Raw genomic sequence first — 25,440 nt, forward strand, 5'->3', positions numbered from 1 at the left:
TCCCGCCGGACTCCCCATGCTCGCCCTCTCCCGCTACGCCCGCACCCTGGCCGAAATTCGCGCCCTGCTGACACTGGCCACCCCCATCATCATTGCCCAGCTGGCCCATACCTCCATGGGCTTCGTCGATGCGGTGATGGCGGGCCGGGTCAGCGCACGCGACCTGGCTGCCGTGGCCTTGGGCAACTCGCTGTGGATACCGGTGTTCCTGCTGATGAATGGCACCCTGCTGGCCACCACGGCCAAGGTGGCGCAGCGCTATGGCGCCGGTAAACAGGAGGAGATCGGCCCACTGGTGCGCCAGGCGCTGTGGCTGGCACTGGCGGTGGGCCTGGCCTGCGCCACCCTGCTGTGGAATGCCGAGCCGCTGCTGCACCTGATGGATGTGGACGCCGAGCTCACCGCCATGTCCATGGGTTACCTGCGCGGCATCGCCTTCGGCTTCCCGGCTGTGGCCCTGTATCACGTGCTGCGCTGTTGCAGCGACGGCCTCGGCCATACCCGGCCGAGCATGATGCTGGGCATCGGCGGCCTGCTGCTGAACATCCCGCTCAACTACATCCTGATCTACGGCCACCTCGGCTTCCCGGCCATGGGCGGCGTGGGTTGCGGCTGGGCCAGTGGCACGGTGATGTGGTGCATGCTGCTAGGTATGCTGTGGTGGGTGAACCACGCGCCCTATTACAAGCCGAGCGAGCTATTCAAACACTTCGAGTGGCCGCAGTGGCCGGTGATCCGCCGCCTGCTCTCGATCGGCGCGCCGATTGGCATATCGATCTTCGCCGAGTCGAGCATCTTCTCGGTGATCGCCCTGCTGATCGGCGGCCTCGGCGCCACCGTGGTGGCCGGGCACCAGATCGCCCTGAACTTCAGTTCGATGATCTTCATGATCCCCTACTCCCTGGCCATGGCCGCCACGGTACGGGTCGGCCAGTCGCTGGGGCGCGGCACGCCGCGTGATACACGCTTCTCCGCCGGGGTGGCGATGGGTACGGCGCTGAGCTATGCCTGCCTGTCGGCGAGTCTGGTTCTGCTGCTGCGCGAGCAGATCGCCAATATCTACAGCCCGGACCCGGCGGTGATCGCCATGGCCGCCACCCTGCTGGTGTACTCGGCGCTGTTCCAGTTCTCCGACGCCGTGCAGGTCACCGCCGCCGGCGCCCTGCGCGGTTACCAGGACACTCGCGCGACCATGCTGATCACCCTGGTCGCCTACTGGGGCATCGGCCTGCCGGTGGGCTATGCCCTGGGCCTGTCCGACTGGCTGGGCGAGCCGTCGGGGCCGAGCGGCCTGTGGCAGGGTCTGGTGGTGGGTCTGACCTGTGCCGCCGTGCTGCTCGCCGTGCGCCTGACCCGCAGCGCGCGCCGGCACATCCGCGCCGCGCGCTAGGCCTGGTTCAGTCGAGCTTCTTGCGGATCCAGTACTGGTAGGTGCCGCCGTCCTCGCCCTGCTCCAGCAGTTCGTGGCCGAGGAACATGCAGAACTTGGGAATGTCGCGCTTGGTCGAGGGGTCGGTGGCCAGCACCTGCAGCAGGCCACCGGCCGGCAGGTCGCGCACCTTGTTGTGCAGCATCATCACCGGCTCTGGGCAGAACAGGCCGGTGGCGTCGAGGATGGCGTCGGGTTGCAGGGACATGAATCTAACTCCGGAAGCAGGCCGGCATTATTACCCAAGCGCGCCGCCGGGTCTGCCCTGGTGCATCGGTTCCAGACGAACCAGGCGCTAGCCACTGCGACCTGCAGCAGTGGCCACGCGCGTTTCAGCCCAGCCGGCGCAGGTGGCAGGTCACTTCCTCGCGGTCGTGATAGAGCTGCTTGCAGGCGATGGAAACCTTGATCTTGCGCGCAGCGAAGGCATCCTCCAGGCGCTGCAGCAACTTGCAGACCTCGGCATAGCGCTGCTTCATCGGCAGCTTGAGGTTGACCACCGCCTCGCGGCAATGCCCCCCGCCAACCCACTCCTCAATCATCGCCGTGGTGCGTGCAGGCTTCTCGACGATGTCGCAGACCATCCAGTCCACCGGCTGCTTGGGCTTCCAGGTGAAGCCGTCGACCATCAGGTGGGTGACCAGGCCGGTGTCCATCAGGCTCTCGGCCATCGGCCCGTTGTCGATGGCGGTGACCAGCATGCCGCGGCGCACCAGCTGGTAGGTCCAGCCACCAGGCGCGGCGCCCAGGTCGACCCCGGTCATCTCGTCCGACAGCCGCGTGTCCCACTGCTCGCGCGGAATGAAGGTGTGCCAGGCCTCTTCCAGCTTGAGAGTCGAGCGGCTCGGCGCCTCGCGCGGGAATTTCAGGCGCGGAATGCCCATCGGCCATTGCGCCTGGTTGTTGGCCTCGGCCAGGCCTAGGAACACCTCGCGGCCGCTGACGAAGGTCAGCAGCAGGCGCGACTTGCTCGCGTCCTCGACCAGGCGGCCAGCCTTCTCCAGCGCCTTGCGCAGCGGGCCCTCGAACTTCTTGCAGAAGTTCGACAGCTCCTTGCCCTCGTTGGTATCGAACACCTCCAGCCACAGGCCGCCACACACCGGGTAGTCGGCCAGGGCCTGCAGCAGCACGCTGATGCGATCCGTCTCCGGCAGCGGCAGGTAGCTGCCCCGGGCCCACTGGCGCGGGAAGATCAGGCGCTTGAACTGCACCGCCTGCATCAGGCGCTCGGCGCCACCAGGCTCCATGCAGGTGAATTCGGCGTGGGCGCTGTTCGGCTTGGCCTTGGCGTAGCCGGCCACGCCCAGGCGCGCGGCATGGTCGCTGATCTCGGAGCAGACCTCGCCCTCGAAACCGGGGCGGCAGTGCAGTAGTACGACGTTCATCGGTGGTTCTCCTCAGGCCGCGCATGATAGCGAAGTCGGGAACCCTCGGCGCGCCCAACCGGTCCAGACCAATGGCAGGAGCTGGCCTGACGGTCTAGTTTCACTAGCTCAACCGAACAGGAGTGCAACCATGCCCTCGCTGGATAGCCTGAAATGCCGACGTGAACTGCAGGTAGGCAACAAGACCTACCACTATTACAGCCTGCCGGAGGCCGCCAAGAGCCTCGGCGACATGGGCCAGCTGCCGATGTCGCTCAAGGTACTGCTGGAAAACCTGCTGCGCTTCGAGGACAACGCCACGGTCAGCGCCTACGACATCAAGGCGATGATCGACTGGCTCAAGGATCGGCGCAGCGACCACGAGATCCAGTACCGCCCGGCGCGGGTACTGATGCAGGACTTCACCGGCGTGCCAGCGGTGGTCGACCTGGCCGCCATGCGCGCGGCCATGGCCGGCGCCGGTGGCGACCCGCAGAAGATCAACCCGCTGTCGCCGGTGGACCTGGTCATCGACCACTCGGTGATGGTCGACAAGTACGCCTCGTCCGCCGCCTTCGAACAGAACGTCGACATCGAAATGCAGCGCAACGGCGAGCGCTACGCCTTCCTGCGCTGGGGCCAGAGCGCCTTCGCCAACTTCAGCGTGGTGCCGCCGGGCACCGGCATCTGCCACCAGGTGAACCTGGAATACCTGGCCCGCACCGTGTGGACCAAGGACGAGGACGGCGTCACCTTCGCCTTCCCCGACACCCTGGTCGGCACCGACTCGCATACCACCATGGTCAACGGCCTCGGCGTGCTGGGCTGGGGCGTGGGCGGCATCGAGGCCGAGGCGGCCATGCTCGGCCAGCCAGTGTCGATGCTGATTCCCGAGGTGATCGGCTTCCGCCTCAGTGGCAAGCTGCGCGAAGGCATCACCGCCACCGACCTGGTGCTCACCGTGACGCAGATGCTGCGCAAGAAGGGCGTGGTGGGCAAATTCGTCGAGTTCTATGGCGACGGCCTGGCCGACCTGCCGCTGGCCGACCGCGCCACCATCGCCAACATGGCCCCGGAATACGGCGCCACCTGCGGCTTCTTCCCGGTGGACGACATTACCCTCGGCTACCTGCGCCTGTCCGGCCGCCCCGAGGACAGCGTGCAATTGGTGGAGGCCTACGCCAAGGCCCAGGGCCTGTGGCGCGAGCCCGGCCACGAGCCGGTGTTCAGCGACAGCCTGGAACTGGACCTCGGCGAGGTCGAGGCCAGCCTGGCCGGACCCAAGCGCCCGCAGGACCGCGTGCTGCTGTCCCGCGTGCCACGCGCCTTCGATGAACTGGTCGACCTGCAGCTCAAGCCGCCAGCCCAGGAGGAAGGTCGCCTGCTCAGCGAAGGCGGCGGCGGTGTCGCGGTCGGCAACGCCGCCCTGGTCGGCGAGACCGACTACCACTACGAGGGCGTCACCCACCGGCTCAAGCATGGCGCGGTGGTGATCGCCGCTATCACCTCCTGCACCAACACCTCCAACCCCAGCGTGATGATGGCCGCCGGCCTGCTGGCGAAGAAGGCGGTGGAGAAAGGCCTGCAGCGCAAACCCTGGGTGAAGAGCTCGCTGGCCCCCGGCTCCAAGGTGGTCACCGAATACTTCAAGGCCGCCGGCCTGACCACCTACCTCGACCAGCTCGGCTTCGACCTGGTCGGCTATGGCTGCACCACCTGCATCGGCAACTCGGGCCCGCTGCTCGAGCCGATCGAGAAGGCCATCCAGCAGAGCGACCTGACCGTGGCCTCGGTGCTGTCCGGCAACCGCAACTTCGAGGGCCGCGTGCATCCGTTGGTGAAGACCAACTGGCTGGCCTCGCCGCCGCTGGTGGTCGCCTATGCCCTGGCCGGCAGCGTGCGGGTCAACCTCAGCGAGGACCCGCTCGGCACCGGCAAGGATGGCCAGCCGGTGTACCTCAAGGACATCTGGCCGAGCCAGCAGGAAATCGCCGAGGCCGTGGCCAAGGTCGATACCGCCATGTTCCGCCGCGAGTACGCCGAGGTGTTCGCCGGCGATGCCCAGTGGCAGTCCATTGCCGTGCCACAGGCCGCCACCTACGAGTGGCAGGCGGATTCCACCTACATCCAGCACCCGCCGTTCTTCGAGAACATCGCCGGGGCGCCGCCACATATCGGCGACATCCACGGCGCGCGCGTCCTGGCCCTGCTCGGCGACTCGGTGACCACCGACCACATCTCCCCCGCCGGCAACATCAAGAAGGACAGCCCCGCCGGCCGCTACCTCAGCGAGCACGGCGTGGCGCCGGTGGACTTCAACTCCTACGGCTCGCGGCGCGGCAACCACGAGGTGATGATGCGCGGCACCTTCGCCAACATCCGCATCCGCAACGAGATGCTTGGCGGCGAGGAAGGCGGCAACACCCGCCATGTACCGAGCGGCGACAAGCTGGCCATCTACGATGCCGCCATGCGCTACCGCGACGAGGGCGTGCCGCTGGTGATCTTCGCCGGCAAGGAATACGGCACCGGCTCATCGCGCGACTGGGCAGCCAAGGGCACCAACCTGCTGGGGGTCAAGGCGGTGATCGCCGAGAGCTTCGAGCGTATCCACCGCTCCAACCTGGTGGGTATGGGCGTGCTGCCGCTGCAGTTCCAGGATGGCCAGGATCGCAAGAGCCTGGGCCTCACCGGCAACGAGCGGATCAGCATCCGTGGCCTGGAAGGTGCCGAGCTGCGCCCGCGCATGCAGCTGACCCTGGATATCCAGGGCGAAAACGGCGCCCAGCAGCAGGTCGAGGTGCTCTGCCGCATCGATACGCAGAACGAGGTGGAGTACTTCAAGGCCGGCGGCATCCTGCACTACGTGCTGCGCCAGCTGCTCAAGGAGTAGTCGCGGGAGACATGAAAAAGGGCGGCCACTGGCCGCCCTTTTTCATGCACGCAAACTACATCAACCGACCGACGCCGACTGCAGCTGGGTGCGGCCGTAGACGTCTTCCAGGCGCTCGATATCGTCCTCGCCCAGGTAGCTGCCCGACTGCACCTCGATGATCTCCAGCGGGATCTTGCCGGGGTTGGCCAGGCGATGCACCGAGGCAATCGGGATGTAGGTCGACTGGTTCTCGGTGAGCAGGAACACCTTGTCGTCACAGGTCACCTGAGCCGTGCCGGACACCACGATCCAGTGCTCGGCGCGGTGGTGGTGCATCTGCAGCGACAACTGCGCGCCGGGGCGCACGGTGATGTGCTTGACCTGGTGGCGGTTGCCGTTGTCCACCGAGTCGTAGCTGCCCCAGGGGCGGTACACAGCGCAATGGCTCTGGGTTTCCTGGCGGCCCTGGGAGTCCAGCACGTTGACAAGCTTCTTCACGTCCTGCACGGCGTTCTTGTGGGCGATCATCACCGCGTCCTTGGTTTCGACCACCACCACGTCGTCCATGCCGATCAGGGTCACCAGCTTGGAGGTGCCGTGCACGAAGCTGTTGTGGCTGGAGTGGGTCACCACGTCGCCCTTGAGCACGTTGCCGTCGCTGTCCTTCTCGTGCACGTCCCACAGCGAGGACCAGCTACCCACGTCGTTCCAGCCAGCGGCCAGCGGTACCACGCAGGCGCGGCTGGTTTTCTCCATCACCGCGTAGTCGATGGAGTTGTCCGGGCAGCACTCGAAGGTACCGGGGTCGATGTTGACCACACCGTCCACCGCCTTACTGCGCTCCAGGGCCAGCACGCAGGTGTCGTAGATGTCCGGTTCGTGGCTGCGCAGCTCGTCGAGGAAGCGGCTGGCGCGGAACAGGAACATGCCGCTGTTCCAGTAGTAGCCGCCGCTGCGCACGAACTCGCTGGCGCGCTCGTGATCGGGTTTCTCGACGAACTGCTGGACGCGATAGGCGCCCGGCACCAGGTCGTCGCCCTCCTCCAGACGCGCCGCCTTGATGTAGCCGAAGCCGGTCTCGGGGCTGTTGGCCGGGATGCCGAACAGCACCATCTCGCCCTCGTCGGCAGCGATGCGCGCCAGCTCCAGCGCTTTGCGCAGGCCCAGCTCGTCATCGATCACATGGTCGGCCGGCAGAACCAGCATCAGCTCGTCACGGCCCTCGGCGAGCAGTTGCAGCGCAGCCATGGCCACCGCCGGCGCGGTGTTACGACCGAAGGGTTCGAGCACCATGCTCTGCGTGGTGATACCGATCTTGGTCAGCTGCTCGTTGACGATGAAACGGTGCTCGACGTTGCACACCACCAGGGGCTTCTGCATGCCATCGAAGCTCAGCCGCTTCAGCGTCTGCTGGAACAGCGACTGCTCGCCGGTCAGGGCGAGGAACTGCTTGGGGTACATCTTGCGGGACAGGGGCCAGAGGCGTGAACCGCTACCGCCAGAGAGGATTACCGGAATCATGGTGTTTCTCCTTTCAAATCTCTGTCGTTCCCGGGCCAAGCCCGGGGTTGAACATCAGGGCCGAACTCAAGGCAGTTGCCCGGAAAACAGCTGGGTCAGGTCGCCACCGAGCCGGTAGGTGCTCAGTGGCTCGATCGAGCGTCGCCACGCATTGGTGCTCTGCGAGCACGGATACAGCGCGCAGTAAGGCTCCAGCCAGGCAAACCGGCTGCTCTGTTGCAGGTCGACATCTGCCTGCTCATGGCCGGTTTTTTCTTGGAATTTCTGTGGGTCGCGGAGGCCGTTCTCCACGTTCTTGACCAGGCGCAGCATGGCGCCATCGTTCTCGCCGCGCAGGTCGAGGCCATTGGCCTTGGCGAAGGCGGAAACCATCAGCAGCGGCGCGATGCTGTAGTTGTGGTAGGACAGCGCGCGGGTCTCGCGCACCAGCTCGCGGGGTAGATAGCCGTCATTGGTTATCTGATCCACGCCGCGGCGATATTGTTCAACCGACCAGTCGAACAGATCGCGGCGATCGAGTGCCACGGCACTCGCCATCACCGACCAGGCCGCCCAGTAGTTGTGGTTGTTGCTGCGTTCCTTGGGGTAGGCATTCCAGTCGCTCACCACCTTGTCGGCCAGCTTGCCGAACCAGGCCTCGACCTTCTGGCTCTGCGCGGCGTGGGCCTTCAGCGGCTGCGAGGTGGAGAACTTAAGCTGCAGGTAGGCGCCGGTCAGGCTGCCCAGGGTCCATTTGCGCACCGACATGCCGGTGTGGTTGTGCTCGTCGTTGAGCAGCGCGCCGGCATCGGCCCAGGCCTCCAGCCACTGCATGGCGCAATCGACTTCCTGCGGGCGGCCGTACTTGAAGTAGCGGCCGACCATGCGGTTGACGCCCATTTCCATCTCGCGCATGTCGCCGGTGAGCTTGAGATAGCGCTGCTCGGCGCCGCGGTTGAGCTGGTCACGCGCCTTGCCAGAGCCTTCGTACTTGCTGGGGAAGTTCAGGCTGCCGGTATAGGGCTGTGGCGGCTTCTCGCATTCGCGCGGCTTGCCCTCCGCCTCGGGCGCGGCCCGGTAGTAACCGGTCGGCGCCACCAGCGTAGAGGAGCCCGCCGAACCACCGGTGTGGCTCGGCGAGCAGCCCGTCAGCAATGCGCTCAGCACCGCGACGGACAGGCCCAGACGCGTCGGCATCGGCCGCATTACTCTGCGCCCGCCGGACGCTGTACCCACACCGGGGTCAGGCTGGAGCCGCTGCCGGTGACGTAGAGCGCAGCCACTTCGCCGCGCTCGAGCACGACCTGGTTGAGGTCGCTGACCTTCTTGTCACCGGAGAACAGTGCTAGGCGCACCTTGACCGGGTTGATCTCGCGATCACCACGACCCTTGCCCGCCACTGCCGGAACAACCTCGGTCTTGCCGTCGGCGGTCTTCAGGGTGACCGGGGTATCGGACAGGTTCTGCACCCGCACCAGGGCCTTCTGGCGGTTCTTGAAGGCCGGGTCCTCGACCAGGTTGAGGTCGCCGCCGGGCATCTGCACCAGGGTGTAGTACTGGTTTGCCTTGAGGTTCACCGGCAGGCTCTTGCCTGCGGCACTAGCGCTGTAGCTACCGGCCGGGAGGAAGGAGAAGTCGCTGCTGCCGCGCGGCGATACGTCCTTGATGTTGACCGAGCCAAGGCTCAGGTTGAGCTCCGAGGAACCGGCGTTATAGGCGCGCACGAAGGCCGAGCCGGCCGGCGCGGTCGGGCCGTAGAGGCCGCCCTCGTCGGCATGGGCGACGTTCATGGCAGCCGCGAGGCTAAGGCAGCCCAGTCCCAGGGCCAGCTTGCGAAGGGTGGTTTGCATGGTCATCTTCCTTTCATGAGTACTCATTGGGCCGCCACGGGTTTGGCGGAGCCTTTCACGGCCAGTCGTTCGGCCGGTTCCTGGCCGGAGCCCAGCTGGGCCAGCCATTGCGGATCGAATTCGCTGAGGTCGCTGGACAGGGCCAGGTAGCGCTCCGGCACCTCCCACAGCACCAGTTTGAGGCCCTGGGTCTCCTCCTCGCCCTTGGCCAGCAGGCGCAGCATCGGCACCAGCGGGCCGTGGCCATCCTCGGCGTAGTTGTAGAGGTCGGCGCCCAGCGCCTGGCGCAGCGCGCCGAGGAAGTTCCACTTGGGATTGGCGCTGTAGCTGGTACCGACCAGAGCTATCTGCGGTGCGCTGTCGCCGAACAGATCGCCACCGCCCTCGTCACTCTGTTCGGTCACGCGTTTCTCCAAGGGTTCCTTCGCCGGTTGCATCGCGGCGAAGTACGGGTCCAGCGGCAGGTAGCTGAGCAGGTCGCCCTTGTGCGTCTCGCTGCCGACCTGGCGGGTCTCGTAGGTCAGCTCGCCGCTGTGCCACAGGTTGCGCTGCAGCAGGTCCTCGGCCACCGCACGAGCCGCCAGTTCGGCGCCCAGCGGGGTCCAGTGGGTGTCAGTACGCAGGAACACCAGGCCCTGGTCCTTGCCCTCCTCCAGCACGCTGTACAGGTTGGCGCCCTGCAGGCCGAGACCGGCCAGACGCTGGCGAGCCTGCTCGTACAGCGCCTGTTGCTGGGCCACCGGGCGCTGACCGGCAACGAACTCCGGATACAGCCGCGCCTTGGCTGGCAGCAGCACGACCTGCAGCTGGATGCCACGGCGCTGCAGTTCGTCGCGCACGCCGCTGATCAGTTTCCAGTTGTCTTCGACCTGGCTCGGCTTGATCGCAGGCTTGAACTCCTCGCTGGTGAACAGCCAGCCCTCGCGGCCGATCACCACGCCGGGACGGCCCTCGCCGAACAGGCCGTACTCCAGAGCTGCCCAGGCATTGGTACCGAGCTCCTTGACCGGGAAGCCCTTGTCATAGTGTTTCTCGATGGCGTGGGTCAGCTTGCCGTTGAGGAAGGTGGTCTCCGAGGCCGCCGAGAAACGGAACAGATTCGGCAGCGAAGCCAGCGACAGCGCCGCGAGCACCACGACGAAGGTCAGGCTGTAGAGGATATGGATGGTGCGCATGTCGGCTCCTCCTCAGAACTGGAAGTACAGGAAGGGTGAAAAGCTTTGCGCCGACAGCTTCAGTACCGAGGCGACAAACAGCAGCAGGACCAGCAGCCGGCCAAGCGCGACCGCGTAGGCCGGAGCCACGCCGGCGGCCACCGCAGTGGCACCGCCCAGCGGAGCCACACCGCCCTCCTCGCCGGCCTTGGCCTTGGGCGCCTGGCTGGTCAGCGGATTGGCGTAGAACTGGCGGATGCCGAAGAAGGCGATCACGCCGTAGGCCAGCACCAGGGTGGCGATCTGCAGGCTGGTGAGCTGTGCGACGGTGAGCTCGGACAGCCCCCAGTCGGAGAACTCGAACATGGCCGAATACATACGCCAGGCCACATCTAGGTTCTCGGCGCGGAAGATCACCCAGCCGAGCACCACCAGCAGGAAGGTGAACGCCCATTTCAGCGGGTTGATGGTGCGCGGCGCAGCGTCCGTGCCCAGGGCACGCTCGATGGCCAACCACATGCCGTGCCAGGCGCCCCAGATGATGTAGGTGAAGTTGGCGCCGTGCCACAGGCCGCCCAGCAGCATGGTCAGGAACAGGTTGCGGTAGGTCTGGAAGGTACTGCCGCGGTTGCCGCCCAGGCTGATGTACAGGTAGTCGCGCAGCCAGGTGGACAGGCTGATGTGCCAGCGCCGCCAGAACTCGGTGATCGACTGGCTGATGTAGGGCTGGTTGAAGTTCTCCATGAAGCGGAAGCCCATCATCAGGCCCAGGCCGATGGCCATGCTGCTGTAGCCGGCGAAGTCGAAGTACAGCTGCGCGGTGTAGGCCACCGCGCCCAGCCAGGCCTCACCCGTGGTCGGGTCGGACAGCGCGAAGCAGTGGTCGGCAATCGGCGCCACGCTGTCGGCGATGAACACCTTCATGATGAAACCCTGCATGAAGCGCGTGCAGCCCTCGGCGAACTTGTCCACGGTGTGGGTACGGTGGTTGAACTGGTCCACCAGGTCGCGGAAGCGCAGCACCGGGCCGGCGATCAGGTGCGGGAAGATCGCCACGAAGGCCGCGAAGTCGATCAGGTTGTGGGTCGCCGGCGTATCGCCGCGGTACACATCGATGATGTAGCTGATCGACTCGAACACGTAGAACGAGATGCCGATCGGCAGCAGGATGTGCGTCAGCACGAAGGGGTCCATGCCGAACGAGCTGACCACCATGTTGAAGCTCTCGACCCCGAAGTTGGCGTACTTGAAGTAGCCCAGCACGCAGAGGTCGACCACCACCCCGAGAATCAGCCAGCGCTGCGCGGCCTTGGTACGCACGCCCGCGGCGCCGATGCGCAGGCCGATCCAGTAGTTGAACACGGTGACGGCGGCGAACAGCGCGAGGAAGTCCACCCGCCACCAGGCGTAGAAGATGTAGCTGGCGACCAGCAACAGCAGGTTGCGGTAGCGATTGCCGCTCAGGTAGTACAGGCCGAGGAAAATCGGCAGGAACAGGAACAGAAACACGTTCGACGAGAAAACCATCCTAGCTTCTCCTGGGAATGGGTTTGCCACCGGCCGCCGCAGCGGCCGGGCCGGAACAAGGCAGAATCATGGGTTGCTGGCGAGGTGCTGGCCGCTGGTGCGGCGCTTGCACACGGTGGCTTCCACCGTGAGGCCTTCCGGCATGTTCTCGGGCGCTTCCATTTCCAGACCCATGAGGGTCAGGTCGGCCCAGTCGTTTTCGTCGCGCAGCTCGAACAGGTAGCGGCCACCGGTATCGATGCGCTCGCTCTGCTCCAGCTTGTAGCCCTCCTTGCGCCCGCTGAAGTACCAGACGGTGCTCTTGGCCTCGTGGATGGCCGGGTCGCTGAAGCGCACGTCGATCATGTGGTCGGCGCTGCGCAGCTCCTTCAGGCCATTGGTGCCATTGAGCAGGACCTGGTTGTTGCCCGGGTGCAGCTTGACCTTGCCGGTCATCAGCGCCGGCTGGCCGACGCAGCCGTTGTCGACCATGGGCACGGCCTGGCGGTAGAAGTCGCGCAGCGACATGTCGTAGTGGGTGGCGAACTCCCAGACCACCACCTTGGGCGGCTTCTTCTGGAACTCCTCGCTGGCCAGCAGCTGCAGCATGGCCGCCTCGTAGCCGCCACCGGTGACAGCCATGTTCATCACCGACACGCCGCTGTACTGCTCCAGGTAGCCGGCGAAGTTGTAGGCGACGCCGCTGTTACTGGTGCCGACCAGCACCACGTCGGCGCTGGACTCGTCGCCGAACAGGCTGTCGCCGGAGCTTTCGTCCGCCGGCTCGGTAGTGAAGCGGTCGACGTACTCGGTGTCGTAGCTGTTGTTGCAGATCTTGCCCGCCGCCTCGCCGGAGCTGCCCGGGCTGCCGAGGATGCCGACGCGCTTGGTGACGAACTCCTTCTTCGGCATGTCGGCGTAGGCCGGAATCTGCTTCAGCACCTCGGCCGTCAGCCTGGCCGTGTCCTTGGCGCCGCGCGGGGTCCAGTGGTGGTCGTCCTTGAAGAAGAAGTCAGTTTTCTTGCCCTGCTCGTCGAACAGCGGCGAATAGTCGGCCGCCCAGATCCCCGCCTTGCGGAAGTTCTCGATGGTCTTGATGTAGTTGGCCTTCGCCGTCTCGTAGTCGAACTTGGAGTACCACTCCGGCGTCAGCTTGTTGCGCACCACCAGGCCCTTGGTCGGCTGGAACACGATCAGCAGCTCGGTACCACGCGCCTTCAGCGCATCGCGGAAGCGCTTGAGCTGGGCGTAGCCTTGCGGCGTGGTGCCGATGTCGGTGCGTAGGTCGTTCTTGGTGCGGAACAGCCAGCCGTTCTGCCCGTCGATCAGCATGCTGTGGAAGTCGAGTTCCTTGGTGTTGTAGTTGGCCGGGTTGTGCGCCGCCGGGCACAGGCCGTCGATCAGCTCGATGTCGTACTGGGGAAACTCCGCCGCGAAGGCGGTCGATGCGGACAGCAGCAGGCCCAGCGCCATGCTGCTGCGAACGCTTGGAAACAGGCTCATCGTGCGGCCTCCATGTCCTTGCCGAGGTAATCGATCAGTACCGGTTTGTCCTGGCGCACCATCAGGTCGAGGATCTTGTCCTGGAAGGGGCCGAGGATGCCCGGCAGGGTGATGCCGGCACTCTTGGTCGGTGAGAGCATTTCCACGCGGTAGAGCTCGAGGCTCAGGGGCGAATCCACCCCCATCGGCCCGGAGGCGTTGGCCACCAGCTTGCCGCCGACGATGAGCATGGAGATGTTGGTCTCAAAGGGGTCGAGCAGGATGTCGCGGTCGGTATTGCTGAGGTCCTTCACGTGGCCGTAGACGCCGAGCTTGCCGTTGGTAACCACCAGGTTCTCGTACAGCTTGACGTTCATGCTGTTGCGCACGCGGATGCCGTGGCGCTGGTTGTTGTAGGCCTTGTTGCCCCACAGCAGGTTGTTGCCGCTCTCGTAGATGGTCACGCCGTCGGACTTGTTGCGGTACGTCTCGTTGTAGGCCAGCACGTTGTTCACGCTGCTACGGTCGATGACGATGCCGGACAGCTCGTTCTCGTAGGAACGGTTGTTGAAGATCCAGCTGTCGTTGACCTCGCGCGAGATGATGATGCCGTGCTTCTGCTTGGTGCCGTAGGCGGTGTTCTCGGCAATGATCAGCCGCCGCGAACGGTCGTGCGGGTCGATGCCGTAGACCAGGTTGTTGCGGTAGGTGTTGCCGCGAATCACCACGTCGTCGGCCTCGTAGCAGTAGAAGCCGTACCACATGTCATCCCACATCGAGTTGAGCAGCCAGCCGGTGGGATGGCCGCGCTTCATCTTCGGGTTCATCGACGGGCTGTACTGCGAGATCGAGAAGCCGTAGGACTTACTCTTGGTGTAACCGAGGCTGGAGATGGTCGAGCCGACGATGTAGGTCTCGGTGCCGCCCCAGGAGTTGATGAAGGGGCGGAACTCGCCCTTCTTGGCGAACCAGTCCTGTTCCTTCTTCGCCTCGTTCCAGGCGGTGACGCGGGTGTCGGTGACGAACAGCTTGCCGTCGTTGACGATAAACGCGCCGCGATCCTTGGACAGGCGGAAATCTTTGGTCGCCTGATCGATGTGCAGGGTCGCGCCAGGCATCACCACCAGCGGCAGACGCAGGGTGTAGATGCCCGGTTCGGTCTCCTCGAAATAGCGCGGCTGCAGTGCCTTGGCCAGGTCGGCCGGGGTGACGTAGCCACCCTGGATGACGATGGCCTGCGGCATGCCGCCCTGGCGGCTGACCCACTCGCGCAGGCGCTGGTCACCCCCGGTGAACTCGCTCAGCTGATCCATGCCGATCATGCGTTGCAGGCCGACGCTGCCCACCGGCTTGCGCTGGATCTTGGCTTGCACCGCCTCTGGGGTGTAGGGCGTCAGGTCCGGCAGCTTGGGCGCCTCCATGTGCAGCGGTTCGGCCGGCGCACTGCTCACCCGATAGTTCTCGGGCGAGGCCTCGGTATTCACCGCCTGGGCGCTGCCGGCCATCGCCAGCCAGGCGCAGAGGCCAAGCCCGACGCCGCGTGGCCAGCTGTGATTGCACTGGTTCATGCTCGCCTCCTCAATAACGCCAGATCACGTCGAGCATGACCCGGTGCATGCTCGAATCGGTGCCACTGCCAAAGGCATCGCCAGGGAAGAACACGCCGCCACGCAGGCGTACCAGGGCCGAGTCGGCCTCGACCACGCCCAGCTCGCTGCGCTCGAAATAGCGGGTCAGCACCAGGTCGACTTCCTGGCCCAGGTCCTTCTCGCCCGGCTGCAGGGCCACGTTCAGGCCGCTGGCGCTGTCCGCGTCGTCGTCCACGCGCCAGAAGCGGTGGTAGACCAGGCTGGCGTCGTACTTCTTGTCCATGACCCAGCTGCCGAACAGCGACGCGGCCTGCAGGTTGTTCAGCTCGCCACGGTAGGCCTCACCGAAGCGGTGCACGGTGGAGCGGGTGCCGGTGAAGCGCGCGCGGTTGCTCTGCAGGTCGGTCTGCATGAACTGGTCGGAATTGCCGTCACCGTCGCCACCACCGCTGGCCCGCGACAGGGTGCCGCCGACGCGCCAGCTTTCATCGATGTTCCAGCGCAGGCCGAGGTCGATGGCCCAGCCATCGACGTCCTGGTCGCGACTGCCTACGGCCAGGCGTTCGCCACTGACGTTGCTGGTCTGCAGCAGCTCGGCATCACCCTGCATCACGGTGGCGGCGGCCCAGTAGTTGAGCGGCGCGGTGCTGCGCGGATTGAAGAAGTCGCCGTTGAGTTCGGCGCCGAGCCAGGTGATGTCGCCGGTGTAGGTCTTGCTCAGCTCGTCGATGCGCTCGCCAGGCTTGGGCAGGCTGCCGTTGTCGCGGCTGTGGTGCAGCTTGAGGCCGGCCCAGTGGCCAGGACGCCACTGGGTGGAGACGTCAGCCATGAAGTGCTGGCGATCCTCGTCCTGGGGCGCCAGTTCGTCGAGGTCGGTGCGGTAGTCGCTGAAGCGCTCGGCCACGCCGATGTGGGCGTCGAGCAGCGTGGTCTCGAAGTTCCAGCGCAGCGCTTCGATATTGGTGTCCCACCACAGGCCATCGTTAGCGCGAATGCGCTGGCGACCGAAGCGCAGCGATTCGCCGGGGTAGGACGTCAGGCCGCCGTAGTCGACCCAGAATTCGTGCAGCGCGAGGAAGTTCTCGTCACGCTCGCGGGAGTCGGAAGAATCGATGGTGTCGCCGTTGACCTGCGACGACTCCAGCACATCGCTGGCGACGAAGGCCTCGCCGAGCACATAGCCCGACCAGTCGCCATGCGTGCCATAAACCCAGGGCCGAGCGCTGAGGCCGACGCCGTTGAAGTCGCCTTCGTCCTGGGTGCCCAGGTCCAGGTCTTCGGTGGACTGGGCGGTGAATTTGAAGTTGATGCCGTAATCGAAGCTGGACGCTTCTTCGGCGCGCACGCCACTGACGGTCAAGGTCCCACTGGCCGCAATGACGACACTGAGCAGAGATCTTCTGAAGGTCATAGTGTTTCCCGCACTTGATTATTGGAGGAGCCCAGACTCAGCTGTTCGCCGGTCCTGGCCGCCTTTTCCTTGGCCACCATCGCCCTCACCCGCTCCATGTCACCGGGCTGCAGGCGTGGCGCGATGCGCTCTAGCCACTGGTCGGCCTGGGGCATGCCCTGCTCTTTGGCCAACGTGGCGAAGCCGTACGCGTAGACGGGGTTGATGCGGATGCCACGGCCCTCGCCGAACAGCTGGGCCAGGGCCACGTCGGCGCTGGGGTTGCCGCTGCGCGCGACGATCAGCAGTTGATCGCGGGCCTTGTCCGGCTCGACGGCGCCGAGTTTCCCCTCGCGGTACAGGCGCGCCAGCATGATTCGCGCCTTGGGCTCCTGCGGCGCGGCCATCAGCAGGTACTTCTCGGCCTTGTCCGGCTCGGCCGGCACCAACTGGCCATTCAGGTAGACCTGACCGAGGCCGGCGGCAGCCTTGCTGGAGCCGGCTTCGACGCCCTTCTCCAGGTACTCCACCACCTGCTCGCCCTCGCCCAGCTGCGGGTAATCACGCACCAGGTCGGCCAGGCCGGCCCAGGCGTCCGGCCATTGCGGCGCGATCATCTCGTAGAGCTGCTTGGCCTCCTCCGGGCGCGGCTCGCCGGAGCCCTCGCCCGCCAGGGCACGGGCCACCGACTTGACCTGCGCCGGCGGCACCTGCTCGCTGGCATATGCGCCGTCGAGCCGCGCCAGCAGCGCCTTGAGCGTATCCTCGTCGCCCTGGATGCGGTACACGGTGGCCAGCTCCACGTAGCAGTCGCCCACTTCGTTGAGCCAGGTCTCGCAGGACTGGCGCACTTCATCCAGGTGCTGCTCGTAGTCGCCACGGGCGCGGTACAGCATGATCCAGCCCAGCTTGGCCTGCGGCATGCCCTGGGCCTGCCAGCCCTTGAGCTGGCTCTCGACCGCAGCGAAATCGGGCTGCGGCTCGGCCAGTTCCAGGCGCACCAGCGCCAGCAGCACGCTCTGGTCGCCGCTGTCGATGGCCGCGCGCAGCAGGCTCTTGGCCTCCTGGCGCTCGGCCTCGCTGGCGTTCTCCTTGACCGCCAGCCACTTGCCCAGCTTGATCCGCGCGATCAGCGAATCATTCGCCGCACGCCGGTAGATGGCCTCGCCCTCGGCCTGGCGCTGCGGGTCGGGGCTCTGCACCAGCACGTCGGCCAGGCCGACCTCGGCGTCCTCGTAGCCCAGCTCCGCCAGCGAGCGGAAATTGCTCTCCGCCGTCTGCAGGTCGCCACCGGTCCTGGCCTGCTTGGCCAGTTCCATGTCGGGCAACTGGGCACAGCCGGCTGCAGCGGCCACGCACAGGGCGATTACGCTCAGCCGGGCGTTCATTTGCTTGCCGCCGCGTCGCTGGCAGGCATCAGCTTGCTGGCGAGCATTTCGCCTTCGGCGGCCAGGCGGTTGTCGAAGATGCCGCCGAGCGGACGGATGCGCACGTCCACCGGACGCTTGGCCAGCTCGGTCTCCAGCGGCTGGTCCGGCTGGATCATCACGCGGATGTCGGAGGCCAGGCCGCCTTCCTGCAGGGCCAGGGTGCTGATGTGGCCACTGCGCTCGCTGTCTTCGCCGGCGACGGTGAAGCTGACCACGGTGCCCGGCTGCAGCTCGTCGAACGAGCGATAGGGGAAGCGCGCCTCGACCGTGGCCACGGCATCCACCGGCGACAGCAGGAACACCGGTGCGCCCTTGCCCGCCGTCTGGCCGTCACCGACCAGCTGGGCGGTCACGCGGCAATCGCAGGGGCTGGTCAGGGTGCCCTGGAAGGTCTTGCCGAACAGGCGCTGCAGGTTGTCCGGAGTCAGGTCCTCGGTCGGCAGCACGCCCTTGAGCACGTCCATCATGTTCGAGGAGAAGGTGCCCACCGGCGCGCCCTTGGCCACGGTGTCACCAACCTTGACCAGGGCCTGCACGGCGCCCTCGCGCGGCAGCGAGACCTGCTGGCCCGGTACGGCGACCTGGGCCGAGTCGGCATGGGTGATGAAGTAGATGTCGTACAGCTGGTACAGCACGTAGGTGCAGGCGGCGACCCCGACGAGGAAGATTGCCAGGCTCAGGCCGGTGGCACGCAGGCGACCGAAGAAGCCCACTGGCGCGCCATCACCGCCTTTGCGCGCCTTGGTGAAGTTCTCGCGCTGCAGGGTGCTGATCAGGTCGCCGACGTTGATCAGCTCACCGCTGAGGAAGGAGCTGATCACGTAGCGCAGCGCCGACATCTCGCGCGGCTTGAGGTTGTGGAACTCGCAGCCGGCACGTTTGCCGCCGGCCAGGGAGCGAACCTGGAATTCCACGTCCATGGCGAAGCCGATGCCCTCGACCTCGAACATCAGCCGGCCGCGATGGTGCTGGCCTTCGTGCAGCACGCTGCTGCCCGGCTGGAAGGAGAAGCCGCCGACCGAGAGGTCCAGCAGCTGGGCCTCCTGTACCTGGCCCTGCTTGGTCTGGTAGCGGATCTTCGCCGGCAGCTTGAGGCGCGCGTACTGGCGCTGGGCTTCGGCTTCGTGAACCACGTTGCTGTTGATGCTGGGGCTGATCACTGCGCTCATATTTCGTTCCTTTATGAATTCTTGAGTCTGGAAAGGGGCCCAATGGGCGCTAGACCACCCACATCAGGGCGGCGACGAAGACACTTCCGGCAGAGAAAGTCATGGCCCGCGACGACCAGGTGTTGAACCAGCGCTGGAAGCTGGCGAGGTCGCGGTTGAGCTTGGTTTTCTGGCGCGTCCAGGACTGCTGATCCAGGCGGAAGAACACGTACACCTTCACGAGGGCGCCGACGATCTGGTTGTAATAGAGAATCAACGGGTAGGCCGGCCCGATGCTGTGCCCGGAGGCCAGCAGCAGCAGGGTCAGCACCAGCCGGGTAAGACCGATCCACAGCAGGTAGATCAGCAGGTAGGCGAAGCCGTACTTGATGCTGGCGATGATCGCCACCGAAGGCCCGAGCAGGCTGGTCCACATCGATACGCGCTGGTCCAGCAGCACCACGCTGGTGAAGGCGCCCAGGCGACGCATGCCGAGGTGCAGCGCCCGCGAGTTCTGCCGCAGGTTGTTGCCGTACCAGCGGAACATCAGCTTGCGGCTGGCCTTGATGAAGCTCTTCTCCGGCGGGTGCTCCACGGTGTGGATGGCCGCATCCGGCACGTAGAAGGTGTCGTAGCCCAGGCGCATCAGGCTGTACCAGCTGGACTTGTCGTCGCCGGTGAGGAACTTGAAGCGGCCCAGGCGCCAGTGCTCGAGGTGATCGTTCTCGACGTCGGCGATGAAGCTCGCGTCGACGACCACCTCGGCGCGGAACACCGACATGCGCCCGGTCAGGGTCAGCACGCGCTTGGACAGGGCCATCGAGCACATGTTGATGTGCCGCTGGGCGAAGCGCAGCTTGTGCCACTCCTGCATCACGTAGCCGCCACGCACCTCGCAGAACTCGTTGGTGGTGAGACCGCCGAGGTTGTCGAACAGGGTGAAGTACGGCGCGGTCTGCCGCACCACGCCCGGCGACAGCACGGTATCGCCATCGATCACCGCCACCACGGCGCGGTTGTCCGGCTGGTGCCGGGAGATGGCGCGGAAGCCCTGGGCCAAACCATCACGCTTGCCGGTGCCGGGAATCCGCACGATGTCCAGGCGCACGCGCCCGGGCGGCGACAGCCGATTCCACAGGTTCTTGATCAGCAGCTCGTCCGACAGTTCGACGATGGAGCAGACCACGGTGGTGGGATAGCCGCAGTCGATCGCCTCCTGGATCACCGAGCGGTACACGGCCGCGGTGGTCAAAGCGTCGATGCGGAAACTGGTCACCATCAGGTACACGTGCGACGGGTCGGCAGCTGTGCCCAGCTTGCGTGCCCGGCGGCGGTAATGCGGGTAGACCAGATAGAGGAAGATCAGGCCGCGAACGTAGTGGATCGCGCCCATCGAGTAGCGCCAGATACCTACCACTCCGAGGAGCAGGAGGAAGTCCGTCGACTCCGGATCGAAGACGCTGTGCGGCAGCAACAAGGCCATGCCACCCAGCACCGAGATGTAGAACAACCAACCTGCGCCGTTGCGCAAGCTTCCCTGGATACTTTCCATTTGTTGCTAACCCCGTTTGATTTACTGCTCTGCAACGGGGGCGCTGTTGTTATTGTTGTAACGCCCTGTGCACCTGTGGTCGCAGCAGTCGCTACCAGCAGAGGCCCTCTTTGACCTCATCGCTGCACTGACGCATGAAGCCGACCAGGTCGATGAGCTTCTTGCCCGGGGGCAGCTGTTGCACCACGGTCTCGAACAGCTCGTCACCATTGCCGAGGACAATGACGTCGGCCTCTGCCACCACCTGATTCAGGTCGGAACGCAGCAGCGAGGAAACGTGGGGGATCTTCGACTCGATGTACTCACGGTTGGCACCGTGAACGCGGGCGTACTCGACGTTGCGATCGAAGATCTTCAGGTCGAAGCCCTTGCCGATCAGCATCTCGGCCAGTTCCACCAGCGGACTCTCGCGCAGGTCGTCGGTACCCGCCTTGAAGCTCAGGCCGAGCAGCGCGACGCTGCGTTTGTCCTGGCTGGCGATCAGGTTGTAGGCGTTGCGTACCTGGGCCTCGTTGCTCGGCATCAGCGAGCTGATCAGCGGCGAGTCGACGTCCAGCTGGGTAGCCCGGTAGTTCAGCGCGCGCACGTCCTTGGGCAGGCAGGAGCCGCCGAAGGCGAAGCCGGGCTTCATGTAGTACTTGGACAGGTTGAGCTTGTGATCCTGGCAGATCACTTCCATCACCTCGCGGCCATCGACGCCCACCGCCTTGGCGATGTTGCCGATCTCGTTGGCGAAGGTGATCTTGGTCGCGTGCCAGACGTTGCAGGTGTACTTGATCATCTCGGCGACCTCGACGGTCTTGCGGATGATCGGCGCGTCCAGCTCGCCGTAGATCTCTTCCAGCAGGTCGCCGGAGGTCTGGTCCAGCTCACCGATCACGGTCATCGCCGGGAAGTCGTAGTCCTTGATGGCCGTGCTCTCGCGCAGGAATTCGGGGTTCACCGCCACGCCGAAATCCTTGCCGGCCTTGAGCCCGGAATACTCCTCCAGGGTCGGAATCACCACGTTGCGCAGGGTGCCCGGCAGCACGGTGCTGCGTACCACCACGGTGTGGCGGCTGGATTTCTCCGGCAGGACCTTGCCGATCTGCTGGCAGACTTCCTCGATGTAGGACACGTCGAGGTCGCCATTGCGTTTGCTCGGCGTCGGCGGTGCCAGGAAGGAGATGTCGGTCTCCATGATGGCCTCCCGCACATTCAGCGTGCCGCGCAGCTTGCCGCTGGCGACTCCCTTCTGTAGCAGCTCTTCCAGCCCAGGCTCCACGATCGGCGATTTGCCGTCGTTGATCAGATCGATTTTCAGCGGTGAGATGTCCACCCCGACGATCTGGTGCCCCCTGGCGGAAAGGCACCCCGCACACACCGCACCCACATAGCCAAGCCCAAAGATGCTGATACGCATTGGACGATCTCCTCCTTGCGTTGATCGATGCGGCAACCTCATGGTTGCCAACTACTTCTTCGCGAGACCGGACAGCAGGACAGCAACTTCCTCTGGTCTCTGTTTACTACTTTGGCCGCGCTGCGCTTCAACTTTCCAAATGGTTGAAGTTCAAGCGACCTCGAGCAAAACAGATACGCCGTGAAACAACAAAGTTCCGCGACGGGCAGTAGGAAAGTTAAACTTTTGAAATCAGTGATCTAGTTATCAGTGGCGAACCGTGCAACTTGCAAGATGGCCATCATTACGACAGCACAGCGTTCGGAGCGCTCTAAGAGGCAGATTACAGCGCATCTTTTAGAAAGCGATACCTAGTTTTTGACGCCATACACAAACTCCTGATGAATTTATCCCAGTCAATAAAACCGGAGTGACGCATTAATGGCGCCATAAAATAGTTAGCGGAGCGGCAAGAACTTAATTAAGGCAATGTGCCACCAGGCAAGTAAGAAACATACCAGCGACTAAACTTCATAAATAAAGTTTCATATTAATTTTTGTTATTCGGACGAATGGAATTTTCATATCAGTGAAACTTCCTATCCAACCCGTCAAATTTCGCCCTCATCCGCGCTCAACCTTTGCGGTAAGCTGCCGACTTCTATGACATAAGTCCTACGCCCAAGAAGCGAGCCGCATGAGAAACAACCAGCCCGTCACCCAGCGCGAGCGCACCTTCCCCGCCCAGCAGCGCCTGATCTCGACTACCGACCTCAAGGGGCAGATCACCTACTGCAACGAGGCCTTCATCGAGATCAGCGGTTTCTCCCGTGATGAGCTGATACGTGCGCCACATAACCTGGTGCGCCACCCGGATGTACCGCCGGCGGTGTTCGACCACATGTGGCAGACCCTGAAGAAGGGCCGCCCATGGATGGGGGTAGTGAAGAACCGCAGCAAGAATGGTGACCACTACTGGGTCAACGCCTACGTCACGCCGATGCTCGACAAGGGCCAGGTGGTGGGATACGAGTCGGTCCGCTCCAAGCCGACCGCCGAGCAGGTGCGCCGCGCCGAGGCGCTCTATACGCGCATCAACTCCGGCAAGCCGGCGATTCCGGCCACGGATCGCTGGTTCCCGGTACTGCAGGCCTGGGTGCCCTTCATCCTGATCAGCCAGATCGGCTTCCTCATCGGCCACTGGATGGGCTCCACCTGGGGCTTCCTGCTCGCCGCCCTGCTCTCCGTGCCGCTGGGCCTGGTCGGCCTCGGCTGGCAGAACCGCGGTGTGCGCCGGCTGCTGCGCCTCGCCGAGCAGACCACTTCGGACCCGGTGATCGCGCAGATGTACACCGACAGCCGTGGCGCCGAGGCACGCCTGGAAATGGCCATGCTCAGCCAGGAAGCACGCCTGAAAACCTGCCTCACCCGTCTACAGGACACCGCCGAGCGCCTCACCAGCCAGGCCCGCGAGGCCGACAAGCTGGCCCACAACAGCTCCGAGGGTCTGGAGCGCCAGCGCGTGGAAACCGAACAGGTGGCCACCGCCATCAACGAGATGGCCGCAACCACCCTGGAAGTTGCCAGCAACGTGGCACGCGCCGCGATCGCCACCCAGGAGGCCAATCGCCTGACCGGCGAAGGCCGCAACGTCGCCTCGGAAACCCGCGCAGCCATTCAGCGTCTGTCCGTGTCGGTCGGCGAGACCGGCGAGACCGTGTCACGCCTGGCTCAGGACAGCAACGAGATCGGCGGCGTGGTCGATGTGATCAAGGGCATCGCCGACCAGACCAACCTGCTCGCGCTCAACGCCGCCATCGAGGCCGCACGCGCCGGTGAAATGGGCCGTGGCTTCGCCGTGGTCGCCGATGAGGTCCGCTCGCTGGCGCAGCGCACCGCCGAATCCACCGAGCAGATCCACGCGCTGATCGCCAAGCTGCAGCGCACCGCCGAGGAGGCGGTGATGACCATGGAGATCGGCCGCAAGCAGGCCGACGAGGGCGTGGAGCGCGTGCAGAAAGCCGACGAGGCCCTGCAAGGCATCAGCGACGCGGTGGCCAACATCACCGACATGGCCAACCAGATAGCCGCCGCCGCCGAGGAACAGAGCGCGGTGGCCGACGAGATCAACCAGAACATCACCACCATCGCCCACCTGGCCGACCAGACCTCGGGCGAGGCGCAGAGCACGGCGCAGCTGAGCAAGGAGCTGACCGCTACCGCCCAGGACCAGTACTCCCTGGTGGAGCGCTTCAACCGCTAAGCGGGTGCCATGAAAAAGGCCGGCAATCGCCGGCCTTTTTTCTGCCTGCGATTCAGCCGCGCAGGAAGGCCGCCACCGTTGCCGCCGCGTGCTGCAGGTGCTGCTCGTGGCTGAAGCCCGAGGACTTCAGCGGCTTCAGGTCATGATCGGCTGTCGCCAGCCATTCAATGGCGATGCTCGGTGCCAGCCGGTAGCCGCTTACCGTCTCGCGATTGCCCAGCGCGTCGCGCTCGCCCTGGATGATCAGGCTGCGGGTTTGCAGCTCCGCCAGATGCGCCACTCTCGGCTTCTCCGGCTTGCCTGCGGCATAGAAGGGATAGCCCAGGCAGACCAGCGCATCGGCGCCCAGCTCGTCCGCCAGCAGGCTGGCCATGCGCCCGCCCATGGATTTGCCGCCGATGGCGAGCGGCCCCTCCACCTGCGCGCGCACCTCGCTATAGACCTCGCGCCAGCAGTCCAGCAGCTGCCCCTGCGGATTCGGCGGGCGCTTGCCGCCGCTCAGACGCCTCTGCGCCATATAGGGGAACTCGAAGCGCAGCACGCTCACCCCGCCCTGCGCGAGCAGCTCGGCCATGCGCTGCATGAACGGGCTGTCCATCGGCGCACCGGCGCCATGGGCAAGGATCAGCGTGCCCTGCGACATTCGGTCCGCCCCATCCCATAGCCAGCCCCGCTCCCGGCATTGATCCCCGTCAATAAACCCCGCCTTGCCATTACCCATGCTTGCCCTGCTTTTTATAACCGTGGATGGAAGCCCAACACATGAACACAACCAGTAGCGCGGCCTACAACTACAAGGTGGTCCGCCAGTTCGCCATTATGACGGTGGTTTGGGGCATAGTCGGGATGGGGCTCGGCGTGTTCATCGCCGCTCAGCTGGCATGGCCGGAACTGAACTTAAACTTGCCGTGGACCAGCTTCGGCCGTCTACGCCCATTGCATACCAACGCGGTGATCTTCGCCTTCGGTGGCTGCGCCCTGTTCGCCACCAGCTATTACTCGCTGCAACGTACCTGTCAGACCCGTCTGATCTCCGACAAGCTGGCCGCCTTCACCTTCTGGGGCTGGCAGCTGGTGATCGTCCTCGCCGCCATCAGCCTGCCACTGGGCTGGACCAGTTCCAAGGAGTATGCGGAGCTGGAGTGGCCGATCGACATCCTCATCACCATCGTCTGGGTCGCCTACGCGCTGGTGTTCTTCGGCACGCTGATGAAGCGCAAGACCAAGCACATCTACGTGGGCAACTGGTTCTTCGGTGGCTTCATCCTCACCGTGGCGATCCTGCACATCGTCAACAACCTGGAAATCCCGGTCACCCTGACCAAGTCCTACTCGCTGTACGCCGGCGCCACCGACGCCATGATCCAGTGGTGGTACGGCCACAACGCCGTGGGCTTCTTCCTCACCGCCGGCTTCCTCGGGATGATGTACTACTTCGTGCCGAAGCAGGCCGAACGTCCGGTGTACTCCTATCGCCTGTCCATCGTGCACTTCTGGGCGCTGATCACCCTGTACATCTGGGCCGGT

The 25,440-nt window shown here is 65.0% G+C and carries 19 protein-coding genes; 4 read left to right on the plus strand and 15 right to left on the minus strand.

Going from position 1 to position 25,440, the window contains the following annotated elements; translation table 11 throughout:
- The first annotated feature begins 16 nt into the window (after positions 1-16).
- Entirely contained in the window at positions 17-1,390 is a 1,374-nt protein-coding gene (locus PTT45_RS13020) for an MATE family efflux transporter (protein ID WP_273813711.1), read from the plus strand.
- Positions 1,391-1,397: 7 nt separating this feature from the next.
- Here the strand turns inward: PTT45_RS13020 and tusA are convergent, their stop codons facing one another.
- Together tusA and rlmM are read right to left on the minus strand one after the other, a co-directional pair.
- Positions 1,398-1,637 (minus strand): sulfurtransferase TusA, encoded by a 240-nt coding sequence (tusA, locus tag PTT45_RS13025; RefSeq protein WP_043307492.1) that lies wholly within the window; start codon positions 1,635-1,637, stop codon positions 1,398-1,400.
- Between the two features lie 124 nt (positions 1,638-1,761).
- Positions 1,762-2,814 (minus strand): 23S rRNA (cytidine(2498)-2'-O)-methyltransferase RlmM, encoded by a 1,053-nt coding sequence (gene rlmM / locus PTT45_RS13030; protein WP_273813712.1) that lies wholly within the window; start codon positions 2,812-2,814, stop codon positions 1,762-1,764.
- Between the two features lie 130 nt (positions 2,815-2,944).
- Here rlmM and acnA point away from each other — a divergent pair, with 130 nt between their 5' ends.
- Positions 2,945-5,686 carry an aconitate hydratase AcnA gene (acnA, locus tag PTT45_RS13035; protein ID WP_273813713.1) on the plus strand — a complete coding sequence of 914 codons (2,742 nt, stop codon included), beginning with the start codon at positions 2,945-2,947 and terminating at the stop codon, positions 5,684-5,686.
- Positions 5,687-5,746: 60 nt separating this feature from the next.
- Here acnA and PTT45_RS13040 read toward each other — a convergent pair whose 3' ends face one another.
- The 12 genes from PTT45_RS13040 to PTT45_RS13095 form a co-directional block, all read right to left on the minus strand.
- Positions 5,747-7,189, minus strand: a complete 1,443-nt coding sequence (locus tag PTT45_RS13040; RefSeq protein ID WP_273813714.1) for a mannose-1-phosphate guanylyltransferase/mannose-6-phosphate isomerase — start codon at positions 7,187-7,189, stop codon at positions 5,747-5,749.
- Between the two features lie 66 nt (positions 7,190-7,255).
- Positions 7,256-8,365 (minus strand): mannuronate-specific alginate lyase, encoded by a 1,110-nt coding sequence (locus PTT45_RS13045; RefSeq protein ID WP_273813715.1) that lies wholly within the window; start codon positions 8,363-8,365, stop codon positions 7,256-7,258.
- An 8-nt stretch (positions 8,366-8,373) separates the two neighbouring features.
- Positions 8,374-9,024: an alginate O-acetyltransferase AlgF gene (locus PTT45_RS13050; RefSeq protein ID WP_273813716.1), complete on the minus strand. Its 651-nt coding sequence runs from the start codon at positions 9,022-9,024 to the stop codon at positions 8,374-8,376.
- Between the two features lie 17 nt (positions 9,025-9,041).
- A complete protein-coding gene (locus PTT45_RS13055; RefSeq protein WP_273813717.1) occupies positions 9,042-10,193 on the minus strand; it encodes an alginate O-acetyltransferase in 1,152 nt (383 codons plus the stop codon).
- A 12-nt stretch (positions 10,194-10,205) separates the two neighbouring features.
- Complete coding sequence (locus PTT45_RS13060) at positions 10,206-11,699, minus strand: MBOAT family O-acyltransferase (RefSeq protein WP_273813718.1); 1,494 nt, start codon at positions 11,697-11,699, stop codon at positions 10,206-10,208.
- A gap of 66 nt (positions 11,700-11,765) precedes the next feature.
- Positions 11,766-13,181 (minus strand): alginate O-acetyltransferase, encoded by a 1,416-nt coding sequence (locus PTT45_RS13065; protein ID WP_273813719.1) that lies wholly within the window; start codon positions 13,179-13,181, stop codon positions 11,766-11,768.
- Entirely contained in the window at positions 13,178-14,665 is a 1,488-nt protein-coding gene (gene algG / locus PTT45_RS13070; RefSeq protein WP_337961741.1) for a mannuronan 5-epimerase AlgG, read from the minus strand. Before algG ends, PTT45_RS13065 begins: the two co-directional genes overlap by 4 nt.
- Positions 14,666-14,738: 73 nt before the next feature.
- Positions 14,739-16,160, minus strand: a complete 1,422-nt coding sequence (locus PTT45_RS13075; protein WP_273813721.1) for an alginate export family protein — start codon at positions 16,158-16,160, stop codon at positions 14,739-14,741.
- Positions 16,157-17,527 (minus strand): alginate biosynthesis protein AlgK, encoded by a 1,371-nt coding sequence (locus PTT45_RS13080; RefSeq protein WP_273813722.1) that lies wholly within the window; start codon positions 17,525-17,527, stop codon positions 16,157-16,159. Before PTT45_RS13080 ends, PTT45_RS13075 begins: the two co-directional genes overlap by 4 nt.
- Positions 17,524-18,738: a PilZ domain-containing protein gene (locus PTT45_RS13085; protein WP_273813723.1), complete on the minus strand. Its 1,215-nt coding sequence runs from the start codon at positions 18,736-18,738 to the stop codon at positions 17,524-17,526. Before PTT45_RS13085 ends, PTT45_RS13080 begins: the two co-directional genes overlap by 4 nt.
- Before the next feature lie 49 nt (positions 18,739-18,787).
- Positions 18,788-20,269, minus strand: coding sequence for a glycosyltransferase family 2 protein (locus tag PTT45_RS13090; RefSeq protein ID WP_273813724.1), 1,482 nt, complete (start codon positions 20,267-20,269; stop codon positions 18,788-18,790).
- Between the two features lie 91 nt (positions 20,270-20,360).
- Positions 20,361-21,671 carry a nucleotide sugar dehydrogenase gene (locus PTT45_RS13095; RefSeq protein ID WP_273813725.1) on the minus strand — a complete coding sequence of 437 codons (1,311 nt, stop codon included), beginning with the start codon at positions 21,669-21,671 and terminating at the stop codon, positions 20,361-20,363.
- 676 nt (positions 21,672-22,347) lie between these two features.
- Here PTT45_RS13095 and PTT45_RS13100 point away from each other — a divergent pair.
- Positions 22,348-23,913 carry a methyl-accepting chemotaxis protein gene (locus tag PTT45_RS13100; protein ID WP_273813726.1) on the plus strand — a complete coding sequence of 522 codons (1,566 nt, stop codon included), beginning with the start codon at positions 22,348-22,350 and terminating at the stop codon, positions 23,911-23,913.
- Positions 23,914-23,965: 52 nt separating this feature from the next.
- On the opposite strand, the gene PTT45_RS13105 is transcribed toward PTT45_RS13100, so the two are convergent.
- Positions 23,966-24,634: an alpha/beta family hydrolase gene (locus PTT45_RS13105; RefSeq protein ID WP_273813727.1), complete on the minus strand. Its 669-nt coding sequence runs from the start codon at positions 24,632-24,634 to the stop codon at positions 23,966-23,968.
- 41 nt (positions 24,635-24,675) lie between these two features.
- Between PTT45_RS13105 and PTT45_RS13110 the strand changes: the two genes are divergently transcribed.
- The coding region (locus PTT45_RS13110; RefSeq protein WP_273813728.1) for a cbb3-type cytochrome c oxidase subunit I at positions 24,676-25,440 on the plus strand (765 nt) is incomplete at its 3' end.

Origin of the sequence: Pseudomonas sp. Gutcm_11s, assembly GCF_028649395.1 — a bacterium.
Classification (GTDB): Bacteria; Pseudomonadota; Gammaproteobacteria; order Pseudomonadales; family Pseudomonadaceae; genus Aquipseudomonas.